The following is a 17063-nucleotide window of genomic DNA, read 5'->3' on the forward strand; positions in this document are numbered from 1 at the left end:
TTTTGGTGTTAAAAAAAACAAAAACGCCATATTTTATAGCGTTTTTGTCTACATGAAAACTAATATTTTCAACAAACTACTCCTTTTGATTGTATTCCTTTTTAAACTCTTCTATGAATTTCATATAATCCTCTTTTTCTGCCTCCAGTTTAATCATTTTTGTTGAAAAAGCATTTTGTATCCAATTTATTTCATTGTAATAATATCTATTACAAAGTCTCCAAAATCTTTGAGGAAACAATAAAAATGCAAAAAGTACTCTGTATTCCTCCTCCCTTAGAGCATTGACAGAATTATAGTTATCAATTATATTTTTTGCATAATCTATGTTCCATTCATTTCTCTTTAAAACCTTAGTTATAAAATTTGCAATGTCATATGTCCTTAGTTCCCTTTTACAATAATCAAAATCTATTATATTATATTTTTCTTGTGTATCTACTATTATATTATGATAAGTGTAGTCATGATGACAAAAAGTTTTTTTCTCCTCAGCTATAGAACATAAATTAATATACTCCGAATCTTCTAAAACCTTAATAGCCCTTTTGCCCATTTCCTTATAAAAGTCCATGTTCTTTATATAAGCTAAATCAAACTCGCCTTTTTTGCTTTTTTTCTTTCTAACTATACTTCTCATTTTATCAAAACTTTTTACTCTTTTCTCCATCAAATATGGCCATCTTCCTAAATCTGTTTTCAATTTACTATTTTCCGGTGGTTCATAGCCTGTACTTGAAATATGCATTTTTGCTAGATTAGCTGCAGCCTTGGACACATCATCTAAGTCATGAAAATTGCATTCTCTTCCTTCAATCCAATTAGAAAGAGTGTATATATCTTCATTCACTAAAGCATATGGTTCTCCTTCTGTATTTAAACAATATCTATCTATATTATCAAATCCGTTTTTAAGCAGATGTTCTTTAGCTCCATAAACAAAATATAGTTTCTGTATACCATAATTAATTTTCTTTAAACATCTGTTACCTTTATCTGTTTTTAAATAATAAACTCCCTTATTAGGTTTAATGCTTTGAATTTTAATACCAAACTGTCTTTCAATTTCAAATTCTCTCATCATTGTTTATCACCCCCATTTAATCTATATGAGAGAGATTTTTATTTTATACTTTAATTTTTATCATAAATATGGTATGCACTTTAATAAAATTAAATATAGCATATTTACGAGGGGAGAATATTTTGAATATAGGGATTGATTCTAGAGCTGCAAAATGGTATAGGGGCACAGGTATAGGAACTTATACTTATGAGCTTATAAGCTCTTTAAATGAGTTTGATAGGGATAATAATTATATTCTATATATGCCAAAAGATAATAACTACATAAACTTTAATAAAAATTTTATTATAAAGAATATATTTAGTAATAAAAAAGAAAACTTTTGGGACGATGTTAATACTCCAAATGAAATATATGAGGATAATTTATGTATATACCACGTGCCTCAAAATGGCATAGGACTTCCAAAACAAAAGAATTGTCCGTTTATAATTACCTTACATGATATTATACCTTGTAAGATGCCAAACACTGTTAGTGAACAATATTTAGCTATCTTTTTTGAAAAAATTAAATACATTGTAAATCACTGCGATTCCATAATAACAGTTTCTAATTACTCAAAAAAAGATATAGTGGAAAATTTAAATTACCCTGAAGAAAAAATACACGTAACTTATCTTGCCAGCGAGGATATATACAGACCCTTAAATAAGGCTTTTTCTAAAGAATTCATAAAAAATATTTATAAAATAGAAGAAGATTTTATTCTTTATATAGGTGGCTTTAGTCCAAGGAAAAATATAATTGGCCTTATAGAGGCTTTTAGCAAATTAAAATATAAAAACAATTTTAAATTAATCATAGGAGGAAAAAAAGGAAAATCATATAATTTATATAAGCAAAAAGCCATGGATCTTCACATAGAAAATAAAGTAATATTTACTGGTTTTATTCCAATAGAACATCTTCCTATATTTTATAATGCTGCAAAATTATTTGTGTATCCATCACTATACGAAGGGTTCGGTCTTCCTCCTATAGAAGCTATGGCTTGTGGTACTCCTGTTATAGCCTCAAATAGAACATCTATACCCGAAATTTTAGAGAACGCTGCATATTTAATAAATCCAGAAGATATAGATGCCATCTGCAGTTCCATGGAGGAAGTTTTAGAAAATGAACTTTTAAGAAAAAACTTAATTCTTAGAGGATATGCTAAAAGTAAAAGTTTAAACTGGAAATCTACAGCAAAAAAAACATTGGCCATATATGAGAAAATTAAAAACCAATGTTAAATACTTATTATTAAATTCTAGGTTACTATTTCTAGGTTCTAGTATACGATTCAATTAACTCATCCATTTATCCTAGAACCTAGTACCCAAGGATAGACAACCCCTGACTAAACCCTCTTCAGTAAAAATTCAACTTTGCTGAATTTTTCAAGAGCTCTTACTTTTTACCTATTAGTTCTTACCTTTTCACTCTTACTTCTTACTTTTTACCTCTTACCTACTCTACAAATTCCTATTTTACATTCTAAATTTTAAATTAAAAACCCTTATTAATCTAATGTAGAGCTTGAACTTTATGTGCGAAAGTTGAGTTAAAAACTCTAGAATAGCAATTAATCATTAGAAACTAAGGATTGATGAATTAAGTCATTGTTGTTAAATTAGCTTTTCAAATTCAGAAATAAAATCACTTTTATCTTTACTTAAATATGTCTTCTTCTCTATTCTGCTTACAAATGTATCTAATGTCCACTCCTTTCTCTTAGTGTAGTAGTCTCTAGATATAGAATAAAAATCCTCAGGAAAAATAAGCATTCCATATAAAACCTTCATTTCATCTTCATCTATAGAATTAATTTTTCCATACTCATTTAATATATCTTTAGCCTTTTCTATATGATACCCAGAATTCTTAACAGCTTTAGTTATATAGTTACATAAATCATGTACTTTTAAATCTATTATTGAGTAATCAAAGTCTATGAAATATCCCTTATTTCCTTTTATTATTACATTATGATGAGCTAAATCATGATGGCATAAAACTACCTTATTTTCCTCACCACATAGTTTATAGTATTTTGAGTTTTCTAGTATTTCTATACTTTTTTCTGCGCTATATATATTACAATCTACATTCTTTAAAAACACTTCATCAAATTCATTTTTCTCCTCATAAAGATTAGATATACTTTTAAAAAACACCATCTCTTCTTTTTTCCTTTTCAAAGTATCTATAAAATTCCCACAATTGTTTCTATTTTTAAAATTAACATAAGAATTTATTCCCTCTCCTGCTTTATGAAATTGAGCTAAGCTTTGAGATGTAATGTTTAAATCTACAGGATTACTAAATTCACTTTCGCGCCCTTTAACTAAATCCATTATAAAATATACTTCATTATTCCATAAAGTATATATATCCCCATCCAATGTTGTTACAAAACTCATAGTTCTATTAAAACTTCTATTTATATAATTTAAAGAATTATATATAAATTTTAGTTCTTCTAAAGAATAATTAACCTTTTTTAAAATTTTATTTCCTTGATCTGTACATAATATAAAAGCTTTTCTTATAGGTACCACTTCATACACTGAAAGTCCAAATTTTTTAAATAGATTTACATCTAAATCATATTCACATAATTCTTCATGACAGTCATTTTTGCTATTAACCATAAATCCACCTCTTTACACCATGTTTCCTGCCTGTTCAATAGCAGCTAATAACTTCTTTTTATATTTTTCATCATTCCATCTTTTCTTTGGCCTTCTATATAAATTACAACACTTTACAAAGTCATAAGGATAATTCATAAGCCAACGAATAATTTCACCACTGTTGGAATTTAAATTTTCAAAATAACAAAAAGATGTTATTAAACTACTCCAATCCATAATTAAGCCCTTTCTCTTAAGTTTGCTAAGTAAATTAAAAGCATCCATTTCTACAGTGTTATAACTTATTTTTTTTATGTTTTTTACTTGAAGTATACCATCTTTCTCACTTAAATTATTAAAATATACATCTTCTAAACAAAATTCTACCTGATCCATACTTCTAACAATAGTATCTATATAGCCGTTAGAATATATATTTTGTATGCATTTTTCTCCAGTATTTAAGATATAACGCCCTTTGTTTATAATGATATTTTCAATATCACTTCTAGATTCATTTTTTTGTATATCTTCTATTATTTTTTTTGCACCTTTTAATTCTATCTTAAAACGTTCCACTAATTTTCCGGTTTCATTACCTATGCGCTCTAATATATATTCATCACATTTTTTCATCTTTATGTGAAAATCACTTATTAATTTTAATTGCTTCTCTACATCTTTTTCATCGATTGCACTAATTTTTTTTTTATGAAACTCTACTTCTTCTACTATTTTTATGCCTTTATCTTCTATATATTCTTTTACACTTCTATAAAACATTCCTTGCATAGGCACACCTCATTAATTATTTTTATTTATCTTTTTCATTATCTCCTTTTTTTCTCTTTCCAATTTTCTAATCTTCTTTTTTCTTCTTTTTATAGCCTTTAATTTATCTACATCATTTTTTAATGTGTTTAAAATCTTATCATATTCCTGAATATTTTCATTGTCTTTATCTTTAATTATGTCTTCTTTTTCTTTTTTAGCCACAATTATCCCTCCTTAAAATCTCAAATACATATAATATTGTCCTTTCTAAAATTTTCTATAAATTCTTCTCTTCTTTCCCTATCTTTTTTAATATTCTGCAATTTGTTTATAAACACTTCTTCTCCCCAAGGTTGTTTTTCCCAATAATACTGTATTCCAAGTTGCCAGTAGGACTGTGGATATTCCATAAAAGCAGCCATTATAGGTATGTCTCTTTCTTCTATTCTATTTATGGAATTATAACAATCCAATATAAAACTAGCTTTATTTAAAGACCATTTACCATTTTTCATAACTCTTATCATTATGCTAGAAAGGTCATGCAGATGAGTATCCAAAATACAATAATCAAAATCAATTATATATATCTGATTATCCTCTGTTATAAGGACATTATGGTGGGCAAAATCGTGATGACAAAATTCTTTTTCCTTCATATGTTCCTTCATCACATTAATATACTCACTGTTTTTTAAATTTTCTATAGCCTTCTCTGCTCTTTCCAATTCTTCATCCATTACTTGCAAATACATGTTATCAAATTCCGTTATCTTTTCCTTTTTAAATATTCTTCTTTTGAAATCAAGTATTTCATCCCTACGAGTACTATATATTTTAATCCATCTAAGCCACCCAATTCTAGGTTTCATATTATGCGTAACCTTAAATCCTCTGCTTTTCAAATGAAGTTCTGCTAGCTTAACAGTAGCTATTTTTATATCTTCTTCACATTCATAATTACAATGTCTCGATTTTATCCAAGGTGTTAAATAGCCATGCGCTTCATTAACTTTCACGTAATATTCCCCTGTACTAGTAAGTATAATCTCAGGAATTTTGCTAAATTCACTTTCTTTTAGGTGTATCATAGCACTTATTATAAATAAAAAGTGTTCAAAACTATATTTTATAACTTTAAAACAATAACAGTTATCCTTACATATAATTTTATAAACATTTTTAATCTTTTCTATAGACTCGGGAAAGATTCCATAATATTCTTCTATAATACTTGTAATATCACTCTCTGACACTTTTTCCTCCAAGGCATTATTCTATAAGTATTATATGTGAATATGTTTAAATATGTTAAAATTCTCTTCTCTATATCATATAATCACTTAAATTAAAATATTATTAAATTAAGAACATTTTGTTCTACGAAAAGGAGAGGATTAAATGAAAATTTCAATTGATGGAAGAGGTGCCACCTGGTACAGTGGAACAGGTATAGGTACCTATACAGAAAATTTAATAAAAGAACTGATACAAATAGATAGTACTAATTTTTATAATATATACTGGTCTGGAAATAATTACAATTCTCTTCAAAAGGACAATACAAAAATTCTAATGACCTCCAAAAAACACAAGAGATTTTTCGAACATAATTATTTTCCTTGCAATCTCCAAAAAAATCATTCAGATTTATATCATATACCTCAAAATGGTATAGGATTTACTCCTGATATAAAATGTAAAACAGTAGCTACCATACATGATTTAATTCCTTATACCATGCCACACACTGTAGGAAAGGGGTATTTAACTAAATTTTTAAAAGAAATGCCTTATATAATTAATAATTGTAATGGAATAATAACTGTTTCAGAATTTTCCAAAAAAGATATTTTGAAATATTTCCCTATTAATCCAGAAAAAATATTTGTAACTCCTTTAGCTGCTAATTTCAGATATAAACCTTACAGAAAAGATAGGTGTACGTATATTATAAAAAGACGATACAATATTAAGAAGCCTTTCATTTTATACCTAGGAGGTTTTAGTCAAAGAAAAAATATTAAATCGCTTATAATCTCCTTTGCAAAAACATATAAAAATTTGAAAGAAGAATATAATTTAGTTATTTTAGGTTCCTATAAAGAAGAAGGAAAACCACTTGTTAAACTATGTAAAGATTTAAATATTGAGGAGAAAGTAATATTTACAGGTTTTATAGAAGATAGATTTCTCCCAGTATTTTATAATGCCTGTGACGTTTTTGTATATCCATCACTTTATGAAGGTTTTGGACTTCCACCCTTAGAAGCTATGAGCTGTGGTACTCCTGTTATAACCTCTAATGCCACATCCATACCTGAAGTAGTAGGTGATGGTGCGGTTTTAATAGATCCTCTGAATTTGGATGAAATATCCACAACTCTATGTAATGTTTTGAATAATACATCTATTAGAGAAAAGCTCAAAACAAAAGCATTAAATAGAGCAAAAAATTTTTCCTGGCGCAGGACAGCTCAATTAACACTAGAAGCTTACAATAAAATAATAAATAATTTTTAAATAAAAATAAGAACCAAGGAATTTTTATCAACCCCTTGGTTCTTACTTTTCATTTACTAGCCTCTTGCAAATTCATCGTTACCTTTTTTACCAAAAACTTCTTCCCATTCTTTTTCTGCTAATGGAGCAAATGCATCTGCCATTTCGTTTAATTTTTCGTGGAATTTCTCATCATGAAGCATTGCTTCTGCACCCGCATCTGTTGGCTTAGCTCCTGTAGTATCACAAACTTCCCTTATTACATTTGTATTATCTATCATCATACATGGTCTTAACATATTCTCATTATATGGTTGTCTGCTTCTTAATTCCTTAAAGAAAGGATCTCTGAATGCATCTAAAAGCGGTCTTCCCTTTAAGTTTACAGTAGAAAAGTGAGAGAATATACAAGGTTCTACATCTTCTTTAGAGTTAACATGGAAATAGTATTTACCTGCTATACAGCCTCCAACAAATGGTGCATCGTTGAAGAAATCTATTGTAAAGTATGGTTTATTTTTTCTTATTTCTCTTGATCTCTGTCCTAGGAAAACTCTTTGCTCTGCTGTAAGTGTTAAATCAAACTCTGGTTTAGCACCTACTGGCATGAACAAGAAATACCAGCTCATTTTAGAACCTCTTTCTATTAACATATCTGTAAATTTATCTGATAATACATCATTTATATTCGTTCTAGTCACTGCTGTGGATACACCAAACAATACTCCTCTTTCATTAAGTAAATCCATAGCATGCATAACTTTTTTAAATGCTCCCTCTCCTCTTCTTGCATCTGTGTCTTCTTCAAATCCTTCTACTGAAAGCATTGGGAATACATTACCTGCTTTTTTAAGTCTATCTGCCACTTCTTCATTTATAAATATTCCACTAGTAAAAGGAGTAAACATCATATCATTATATTTTTCATATAAATCTAATAAATAACTATTTACAAATGGTTCCCCACCTAAAACTATTATCCAATATATACCTAAATCTCTTGCTTCTTTTATTAATCTTTCTACTTCTTCTGGTGGTATGTCATCATCTTTACTGTAGCTAGATGCATAACATCCTACACAGTGTAGTGGACATCTCATAGAAGGACTCATAAGCATAACAAATGGTATTTTTGTATTTTCTTCTTCCATAAATTTAGCTCTTTTTGGCCCTGCATACCAGTTAGCATTAGCAAAAAAGTTAACAAAGAATTTCTTTAAACACTTTGAATCTGTCTTAGTTAATATGCTCTTAATGTATTTATTTGTGGCTGGGTTGTTTTTGTAATAATCCTCTACAAATTCAATCTGTTCTATTTGGTGCTCATCTTTAGTTAGTTTCTTTATAGCAGAAAATATCTTTTCAATGTTCTTTTCTGGATCTTTTTCTAAATATCCTGCTACAGTGTCTATGACCTTAGCCTTAGCACTTTTTTCAATGGTATTTTTGATATTCATAATAATTCCTCCCAAATAAATTATAAAAAACATAATTGCAAAATGAATGATAATTTATACTTAACAGTATAATTTAATTCCATTATATTCCTTACTATCCTAATGTCAAGGCATTTAATTATTAATTTACAAACAGTTAATAATTATTGATAAACATCTTTAATTATTTCATAATATATTTCTTATGGTAAATACTTTAATGTAAACCCTTATGCAGTTACCTATTAGTACCCTTACCTAATATTTATTCTTGTACTAAAAAAATTATTCCATATAAAAAAAGATATAGAATAAATAGTCATATTAAACTATTTATTCTATATCCATATTATTTTACTGTGCGTAAATTTTCAATTTTTATTTTATAACTGCAAAAGTTGAATTATTAATATACACATACTATTTTTTCTTAACTATTATATAAATACCTAATATAATAAATATTATTGGTAGAATTAAATCACTGTCTATCCACGTAAAAATATTACTAAATATCATGGATAAAAATGATATAACTGCAGTAGTAGTCAATATTAATATCGGTATTAATAAACCCGTTCTTCTACCTGTTGCTAAGTACAATTGAAATAAACCTATAGCTACTGCAAGTATATATATAGGCCATGTATATTCAGCAAAACGCCAGTCTGTAAATATTTCAAAATAAAATAGAAATCCTATAGTTGTAAGTATACCACCTGGAACTAAAACGCCAGGATTTCTTCTGCTAGAAAAATATCCCATCTCCATTGAAATCCCTGGTATAAGTATGAACAATGGCCATAAATAATTTATATTAAATAAATTTATGGGTAAAAACTTATTAGTTAGCAATAAAACACCAATTAAAATAAATATTATACCTGAAAATATCTTTGAATTTTTCATTATTACCTCCTTATTTAACAATAATTCTCCCCATGATTATTAATATCATTTTATTCTACCTTCCATAAAATGTGTGTATTAGATTACATAGTTTTTGGGAATAACGTCATTAATTCAAATTACTAATTATATGATTAACCCACAATAAGGTACAATGTGGTGGAGTTATGAAATTTTTCCTCCATGACTTGCATAAAAGCTAGGAACAATAAATTTAATTTAAGAATTTCTAAAATTAAATTTAAACAGTTCCTTCGCTTCTTATGCAAGTCATTCCAGAGAAATTTCATAATTCAAGTAATATAATGCTTTTTGTGGGTTAATGATTATATATATATTACCATAATTTATAAAAGAACAATAGTTATTATCATAAGTAAAAAGCCACAAAAATATTTTTTCTTTATCCACATTCTTCATGTTGGCATACTAGGATTCTCCCTTTTCCCATAATAAAACAGCCTCCTATGATATTTTTATTTTATCATAGAAAGCTACTATAATTTGTGATTTACAGACTTTTTTTCACAGACTCATTTTCTCTATGGACAAACCCAAGTGCCCTTATATTCCATGTTATAGAATTTTTCAAACATCTCTTTGTGTACTGCTTCTGGATCTAAATCTTTAAATTCATCTGGATAGAACCATTTTGCTAAATAGCATACTCCCACCACACCACGTACTGATGTAGCTATTTCATTAGAAATTACATAAACCCTATTATTTTTAACAGCCTTAATATCTTTCCATCCTGTTCTTGTCATTAAAGTATCTCTAAATTCTTTTATTTTTGTTTTATCTGTAACACCGTATCCTTGTGAAATTGCTGTTTTAGCTGTTTTTACAACTATATCTGGATTCTTTTTAATTATAAACTCATTATTTACTTTGGGATATTCTACAGTTTCCTCACCAGCAATATTTATCCCTCCTGCTGCAGATACTACCTCATCTCCTCCTGTTCCTTTTGAAACAGTACTAAAATCAGTATATCCTTCCCAATATACTTTAACTCTTTTATCTTTATCTATTTTTTCCACTTTATCATTTACATATTTAAGGTACTTATTAATGAATCCTAAGTATTCTTCTGTCTTTTTCTCTTCGCCTAACAATTTTCCAATAACTCTTATATCATTATCTAACTTTTCTATTTTATAACAATCTATAGATGCAAATGGTATTCCCGCTTCTTTAAGCTTGTCTACGGTACCATTTTTCAAGAAACTTCCATATCCAATAACTAGATCAGGTTTAAGCTCTAATATTTTTTCTATATTAGGTGTAAAAGATTTACCTGCTTTTTCTTTTTTCTTTAAACTTTCAGGAAATTTAGTTTCATTAGACACTCCAACTATCTTATCCTCTCCCCCTAAAACACAAATTGCTTCCGCAACATTTTTGTTAGTTACAACTATTTTCTTAGGAGCTGAAGGAAGCTTAACCTTATTTCCTAGCGAATCTGTTATTTCTATTTCTTTCTTTTCTGCTGATACTTTTTTGGATGCAGCCTTGTTATCTGCCACTTTTTTTTCTCCACATCCAGCTACAAACAGTGACATTACCATTGCTATAGCTAGAAGAAAAGAGATTAATTTTTTCATATTTCATTCCTCCTAAAATCAGTGTATGTATACACTCGTTAATTTTATTTATTTCATACATATACTGCATATAGTTTCATACAGTATATGATTTATTACATCATTTACACTATGCTAAAAGTTTACTACTTCTCTCCTAGAAGGTCTCACAGGAAGTATAAACTGGCCAAAATCAGTATCTGCCAAAGTTGATTCCACTTCATAAACTTCATTTATATTTTCCACCGTAAGAACCTTTTCCGGATTTCCCATGTATGAAATATTACCTTCTTTTAGCATTATTAATTTATCTGAAAATCTAGCTGCTAAATTCAAATCGTGAATAACCATTAGTACAGAACTTTTACTCTCTCTGCTTATTTTTTTAACTATTTCTAAAACCTCCAGTTGATGTCTTATATCTAAATTACTAGTGGGCTCGTCCAATAAAAGTATTTTTGGCTCCTGTGCCAAAGCTCTAGCAATGATAACTCTTTGTCTTTGTCCACCACTTAATTCATCTAAATATCGTGATGCTAAATGACTTATTTCCATATAATCAAGTATTTTTTCTACAATATTCACATCTTTTTTTCTAACACCCCAAGTCAAATGAGGTCTTCTACCCATAAGAACTGTTTCAAAAACTCTTTGAGAAAAAACACTTGAACAATCTTGAGGCACATAACCTATTATCTTAGCAAGCTCTCTAGAACCCATTTGCTTTGCTTCTTTATCCCCTACATACACACTTCCAACTTCAGGTTTTAATATACCTTCTATACATTTTATAAGAGTACTTTTTCCCGAGCCATTAGGGCCTATTACACTTACAATTTCCCCTTCATCCATACGAAAACTTATACCTTTTAATACCTTATTACTTCCATAACTAAATACCATATTATCAACTGATAGTTTCACATTATTTACCTCCTTTTTTTTATAAGTAAATATATAAAGAATGGAGCACCTAAAAGTGAAGTAATAATACCTACAGGTATTTCAGTAGGACTTATAATAGTTCTAGCCAAAGTGTCCGAAAAGAGTAAAATTAAAGCTCCCATTAAAGAAGAACATGGAATTAAAAATCTATAGTCGCTGCCAATTATTATTCTAGATATATGTGGAGCCACAAGCCCAATGAATCCAATGGTTCCTGCAAAAGCAACACAACTTGAAGCTGATAAAGCGCATAATATAAGACAAACTATCCTTACTTTATTAACATTTATACCCAAGCTTACTGCCACTTCATCTCCTGTACCAAGCGCATTTAAATCCCAAGCATATTTAATCATTAATAAAGTACAAACTAAAGTTATAGGAAAAATTATTGAAATCGTACTCCATTTAGATTGCCAAAGTCCTCCCATAGTCCAAAATACAATGTCACCTAATTGTTCATTATTAGATACATATTTAAGTATAGAAACCAATGCTGAAAACACATATCCAATGGCCACTCCTGACAGTATCAAAGTTCCTGGTTCCAGCCCCTTAACTCTGGCAATAAAATACACCAAAAGCATGGTTATAAGCCCAAACACAAAAGCACTTATTACCACAAAACACCTTTGAAATCCAATAAAACTACTTCCAAAAATACTAGCACCTAATACTATAGCTAAAGCTGCTCCAAAAGCAGAGCCTGAAGAAAGCCCCAGAGTGTAAGGACTCACCAAAGGATTTCTTAAAATTCCCTGCATTACAGCTCCTGTAGCTGCTAAACTTGCTCCAATAATTATAGCTGCCAAAACCCTTGGAAATCTTATTTTCATAACCACTGTATTGTTAAGAGCATTGGCATCTGCTCCCTTAAGATTAAAGATATTAGAAATTATAATATTTACCGTTTCTTTAAAACTTAGTGAAACAGTTCCAACACAAATAGATACTATAGCTATAAAAATAAGTAATATGAAAAGCCCTGTAACTATTGTCATTTTTCTCTTTGTAAATTTGGCGTAAAATTCATCTTTTTCACTACAAAACTCTTCCGTATCTATCACTGATATCTTCATAATAAAATTCCTTTCATAATATTTAATGTACTGTACTACATAACTCTATATTTATAGAAAATTTGTGAAAACCACTGTTGTTTATCTCGGTGGATGTAAGCAAAATATTTTAAAATATCTAAAACTTACTTTTAGATTAAAGCTAGAATTTAGGGTTTAATATTAATGTCACCTTAACGCTTTTGTATGCAATTCCCTGTTTTAGGAATGGTCGCATACAACCTATATTCCTAATCCTTAAGCTTATACTTAATTTCCTTCATTTTAGTTTTCCAATCCTGCACTTCTTCAGCTGTAAAAATATCTATACTTCCTCCTTGAAATTCTCCTTCCACATCGCCCATCTTTTCTTCTATACATCCTTCTATTTCTATATAATTTTCCTTTAACTCCTGTAAAAGGTCAGGCTCTGTATTCCAAAGTCCCCTTTGTTCTGCTTCTAATAATCTTCTAGCTATTTCCTCTAAAGCCCAAGGATTGTTTTCCTCAAAGAATTGTCTATTTTCTTCATTACATACAAAGCTCTTTGTTATGTCATCAAATATCCAATCATCTACCTGTCCTGTGGTAGCTTCCCAGCCATAAACTCTTCCTATACGCTTAGATATTTCACTAGCACCTTTATATCCATGTCTCTTTTGTCCTTCAATCCACTTAGGATTTAAAAGCTTAGTCCTTACAACTCTTCTCACTTCATCCGCTAAAGTACGAACTCTCACAACCTCTGGTTCCCTAGTGTCTCCATAATAAGTCTTTACATCTCTTCCAGAGGCAGCCTTTGCTGCAGCAGTCATTCCTCCTTGAGTTCCAAAGTAGCAGCAACATCCAAATAAATCATGCTCATCAGAAACTACCTTATTATAGGTTATATCTACAGTTTTTAAATTCCATTGAAGTTCTTTAAAAGCTTCTTTTCCAGCTACACCTTTTCCGTAAGCATATCCATTCCAATATACAAATATATCTGCCAGATCCTTTTCATCTTTCCACGCTGAAGCGTAAACCGCCAAATTAACACCTGACCCATAAGTACCAGGCTTGGATGCAAATATACGAAAAGTTGCATCTCTAAAAGCTTCTTCGCTTTTATCTCCATCTAATTTTTCTAAAGTATGTTTTCGTACAAAATTCATCTCCAGAGGCTCCTCTAAAGAAGCTATCTTTTGAACTGCTTCATCTAATAAATCCATAGAATTCGGAAAATTATCCCTCAAAATTCCAGATACACGCACAGTTAAGTCTATTCTTGGACGTCCCAGCTCTTCTAATGATATAACTTCAAAACCACAGACACGTCCATTGCCAGCCCATTTAGGTCTTACCCCTATCAAATATAACATTTGAGCTAGTCCCTCTCCATCGGACCACATAACATCATTACACATCCATTGAATAGCTACATTTTCAGGATACCTATCCTCTTCCTCCATATGTTTTTTTAAAACCTCATTAGCAAGCATTTGTCCAACTCTCCATGAGGCCTTAGTAGGAACTCTATATGGATCTATAGAATAGAAGTTTCTTCCAGTAGGAAGCACGTCATCCCTTCCCCTAGTAACTAAACCTGATGGACCTGCAGGAATATATTTTCCATTAAATCCTCTTAGCAAAGATTCTATTTCTCTTGATTCTTCTATCCTTTTATTTAAATCTTGTATTCTAGTAAATAAATCATTTATTTCTTTTAATGGTTTTATATTAATAAGTTTTTCTTCTAATAGTTCTTTAAAAAATACTTCTGTAATTTCTTCCTTCTCTAAAAGTTCTTTTATTAAAATAACGCATACATTACTAATGTACTCTAAAATGGCACCATAAGATTTTCTAAACTTACTTGAGAACTTTTCACCATTAGCTATTAAATCTTTAACTTCTAATCCCATGCTCTTAGCCACTTCACCACGAAGAGAAATTTTTTCGGTACTGTCAAATTTCAATATAGAATTTATAAATTGGAATTTCTTTTCTCCTTCTGGTATTTCTCCAAAAATATGTTGTCCATCCTGAATTCCAGTATTTTGAACAAGAGAAAGAATTCCATGAGCCTTTTCAACAATTTCTTCAAAAGACAAACTTCCATCTAAAGCTATTTGCTTATCTAAGTTTGTTTTCTCAATTTCTTCCTTGATCATATGTTTTAAAGTATGAGCACGATTAGGATCCGCTACTTTAGCTTTTTCATAATCCTCTAAACATCTTTCCAGTTCTGCCAATTCATCATATAGACCTCCCTCTACAAATAAAGTCTGCATATGATCCACTAAAACAGCATAACTTCTACGCTTTGCAATAGTTCCTTCTGGAGGATTATCCGCATTGTATATGTATAAATGAGGTATATCTCCTATAGCTATATCAGGATAGCAGTTTTTAGATAGCCCAACTCCTTTACCTGGTAAAAATTCTAGGTTTCCATGGGTACCCACATGCACCAAAACATCTGCATCAAATTCTTTTTCTAAATAATTATAAGTTGCTAAATATTGATGAGTTGGTGGAATGTCTGGGTCATGTAGTATCTTGCAAACCTTTCCATCACATCTTGTACCAGCACATCCCCTCTTAGGTTGTACGCAAACTACTGCATTTCCATAGGATACTCCGGTTATTAAAATTTTTCCCTCATAAACCATAGAAGCTGGTACCCCATCCACTTCTTCTCCTGGAGGATTTCCCCAAGCTTTTATAATATCTTCTTGCACCTTAGGTGACCAAGTATAAAACCATTTTTTATACTCATCTACAGAAAGAGCTTTTAAAACTCCTCCTTTTTTAACTATTTCATCAGCAGTAGTCCATCTAAATTCTGAAATAGCCTTTCTATCCATAATATTATTTATCAATTCCTTACCATTTTCGGGAGGGTTCACACTATACCCCGCTTCTTTCATGCTGCTCATTATTCTAGCTACACTTTCTAGTGTGTCTAAATTTGCCCCTCCGCCAACTGTAGCCTCCACCGATGCACAAGGATTGTTATGAAGTATAAATGCAACTTTCCTATCCTTCAAAGGCCTTTTAGACAATTTAATCCATTTGTGTATTTTATCTACTAGGTGTGAGCATCTTTCATCTATGGCCATTCTTGTTTCCAAATACCCTTCTCTTTTTGCACCTGAAATCATTATTGGTTCAATAACCCCTTCAAATTCCGGCATAGCCACAGTCCATGAAATATCTTTAGTCAGCCCCATAGGATCCTCTTCCCATTCCTCCACAGTGCTATAAAAAGAAGTTATAGGCTGAAAAACAGGAACATTTAATCTCTCTAACAAATCAACTCCATTAGCTGCTATATTCTTATCTATAAAGTCATTACTTCTAGCCCTAGAATTTAGAAAAAAACAAGTTAATTTCACAAGCCCATCAATACGTGAATAACCCTTATAATCAAAAAAATAATTCTCCACTACTTCTGCTGCACTTCTCGTTCCCAATTCCTCATCTCTCAAAGAATATGCAAAAACAGGGATAACGTTATAACCTTTATTCTCTAGAAGATTAATAATTTTATTCTCAGGCTCTATATTTTTATTAACCCAATTTCCCCTAGACATGAGAATTCCTACTGTTGGGGCATCTTTTAACTTATACCACCTATAATAATCTTCTATACTAGAAAAATGTTTAGGTGCCCTTGGATGATATATTCCTTCCCAAGGCAAATCTAGTGGTTCTTTGTACTTTAAATCTAAATTTAAAACCTCTGAGCCTATATATTTAAGAAGTTCAGAAAAATTATCTACTCCACCATATAATATATAAGGCCTACATTTTGCTACTATTTCCAAATTTATAGTGGATAATCCCCACAATATTGGATCCTGTGCAAGACAAATTACAATCCTATTTTTGTTTTTTAAAGCCCCTTCTATATCCGTCCAAACTGCATCAGCATTAGATCTATACAAAAGAACTAAATCTGAACTGTCTATATCATTAAGCACATTATCCAATTCTTCTTTTCCTTCATCTAAAAAACGAGCTGAATATACTTTTACTTCTAAATCATCTTTAACATTTTCTTTGGCTTGCCTCATTATATTCGCATAAGTATGCCACATTATCGCCGTAATTTTTTTCATAAACTTCCCTCCGAAATACTCCCATTTATTACACTAGTA

13 protein-coding genes are annotated in these 17063 nt (G+C 30.0%); 2 read left to right on the forward strand and 11 right to left on the reverse strand.

What is annotated here, in order from left to right:
• Positions 1-76 precede the first annotated feature (76 nt).
• Positions 77-1084: a CotS family spore coat protein gene (locus C1715_RS16595; RefSeq protein ID WP_102401475.1), complete on the reverse strand. Its 1008-nt coding sequence runs from the start codon at positions 1082-1084 to the stop codon at positions 77-79.
• Between the two features lie 122 nt (positions 1085-1206).
• On the opposite strand from C1715_RS16595, the gene C1715_RS16600 reads away from it, so the two are divergent.
• A complete protein-coding gene (locus C1715_RS16600; protein ID WP_102401476.1) occupies positions 1207-2325 on the forward strand; it encodes a glycosyltransferase family 4 protein in 1119 nt (372 codons plus the stop codon).
• Positions 2326-2700: 375 nt separating this feature from the next.
• On the opposite strand, the gene C1715_RS16605 is transcribed toward C1715_RS16600, so the two are convergent.
• From C1715_RS16605 to C1715_RS16620, 4 genes are read right to left on the reverse strand one after another with little or no spacing between them, the layout of a single operon-like run.
• The gene (locus C1715_RS16605) at positions 2701-3726 is read right to left on the reverse strand and encodes a CotS family spore coat protein (protein WP_102401477.1); all 1026 of its coding nucleotides are present in this window, start codon (positions 3724-3726) and stop codon (positions 2701-2703) included.
• A 12-nt stretch (positions 3727-3738) separates the two neighbouring features.
• Positions 3739-4500, reverse strand: a complete 762-nt coding sequence (locus tag C1715_RS16610; RefSeq protein WP_102401478.1) for a hypothetical protein — start codon at positions 4498-4500, stop codon at positions 3739-3741.
• 12 nt (positions 4501-4512) lie between these two features.
• On the reverse strand, positions 4513-4704 hold the full coding sequence (locus C1715_RS16615) for a hypothetical protein (RefSeq protein ID WP_102401479.1): 192 nt from the start codon (positions 4702-4704) through the stop codon (positions 4513-4515).
• Positions 4705-4724: 20 nt separating this feature from the next.
• Complete coding sequence (locus C1715_RS16620; protein ID WP_102401480.1) at positions 4725-5738, reverse strand: CotS family spore coat protein; 1014 nt, start codon at positions 5736-5738, stop codon at positions 4725-4727.
• A gap of 145 nt (positions 5739-5883) precedes the next feature.
• Between C1715_RS16620 and C1715_RS16625 the strand changes: the two genes are divergently transcribed.
• Complete coding sequence (locus C1715_RS16625; RefSeq protein ID WP_102401481.1) at positions 5884-7005, forward strand: glycosyltransferase family 4 protein; 1122 nt, start codon at positions 5884-5886, stop codon at positions 7003-7005.
• A gap of 56 nt (positions 7006-7061) precedes the next feature.
• On the opposite strand, the gene C1715_RS16630 is transcribed toward C1715_RS16625, so the two are convergent.
• The 6 genes from C1715_RS16630 to cobN all read right to left on the reverse strand — a co-directional run bounded on the left by C1715_RS16630 (position 7062) and on the right by cobN (position 17024).
• Entirely contained in the window at positions 7062-8441 is a 1380-nt protein-coding gene (locus tag C1715_RS16630) for a radical SAM/SPASM domain-containing protein (protein WP_102401482.1), read from the reverse strand.
• A gap of 399 nt (positions 8442-8840) precedes the next feature.
• Positions 8841-9329 carry a LiaI-LiaF-like domain-containing protein gene (locus C1715_RS16635; protein ID WP_102401483.1) on the reverse strand — a complete coding sequence of 163 codons (489 nt, stop codon included), beginning with the start codon at positions 9327-9329 and terminating at the stop codon, positions 8841-8843.
• Between the two features lie 542 nt (positions 9330-9871).
• On the reverse strand, positions 9872-10936 hold the full coding sequence (locus tag C1715_RS16640) for an ABC transporter substrate-binding protein (RefSeq protein ID WP_102401484.1): 1065 nt from the start codon (positions 10934-10936) through the stop codon (positions 9872-9874).
• 114 nt (positions 10937-11050) lie between these two features.
• Positions 11051-11839 carry an ABC transporter ATP-binding protein gene (locus tag C1715_RS16645; RefSeq protein ID WP_102401485.1) on the reverse strand — a complete coding sequence of 263 codons (789 nt, stop codon included), beginning with the start codon at positions 11837-11839 and terminating at the stop codon, positions 11051-11053.
• 5 nt (positions 11840-11844) lie between these two features.
• Positions 11845-12939: a FecCD family ABC transporter permease gene (locus tag C1715_RS16650; protein ID WP_102401486.1), complete on the reverse strand. Its 1095-nt coding sequence runs from the start codon at positions 12937-12939 to the stop codon at positions 11845-11847.
• Positions 12940-13169: 230 nt separating this feature from the next.
• On the reverse strand, positions 13170-17024 hold the full coding sequence (gene cobN, locus C1715_RS16655; protein ID WP_102401487.1) for a cobaltochelatase subunit CobN: 3855 nt from the start codon (positions 17022-17024) through the stop codon (positions 13170-13172).
• Between the last annotated feature and the right edge of the window lie 39 nt (positions 17025-17063).

This window comes from Haloimpatiens massiliensis (genome assembly GCF_900184255.1).
Lineage (GTDB): Bacteria > Bacillota > Clostridia > Clostridiales > Clostridiaceae > Haloimpatiens > Haloimpatiens massiliensis.

What these genes read in the sequence shown, in the direction of transcription:
- cobN (WP_102401487.1), bottom strand. Translation starts at nt 17,024, where the DNA reads ATGAAAAAAATTACGGCGATAATGTGGCATACTTATGCGAATATAATG.
- C1715_RS16640 (WP_102401484.1), bottom strand. Translation starts at nt 10,936, where the DNA reads ATGAAAAAATTAATCTCTTTTCTTCTAGCTATAGCAATGGTAATGTCA.
- C1715_RS16605 (WP_102401477.1), bottom strand. Translation starts at nt 3,726, where the DNA reads ATGGTTAATAGCAAAAATGACTGTCATGAAGAATTATGTGAATATGAT.
- C1715_RS16595 (WP_102401475.1), bottom strand. Translation starts at nt 1,084, where the DNA reads ATGATGAGAGAATTTGAAATTGAAAGACAGTTTGGTATTAAAATTCAA.
- C1715_RS16650 (WP_102401486.1), bottom strand. Translation starts at nt 12,939, where the DNA reads ATGAAGATATCAGTGATAGATACGGAAGAGTTTTGTAGTGAAAAAGAT.
- C1715_RS16630 (WP_102401482.1), bottom strand. Translation starts at nt 8,441, where the DNA reads ATGAATATCAAAAATACCATTGAAAAAAGTGCTAAGGCTAAGGTCATA.
- C1715_RS16610 (WP_102401478.1), bottom strand. Translation starts at nt 4,500, where the DNA reads ATGCAAGGAATGTTTTATAGAAGTGTAAAAGAATATATAGAAGATAAA.
- C1715_RS16635 (WP_102401483.1), bottom strand. Translation starts at nt 9,329, where the DNA reads ATGAAAAATTCAAAGATATTTTCAGGTATAATATTTATTTTAATTGGT.
- C1715_RS16625 (WP_102401481.1), top strand. Translation starts at nt 5,884, where the DNA reads ATGAAAATTTCAATTGATGGAAGAGGTGCCACCTGGTACAGTGGAACA.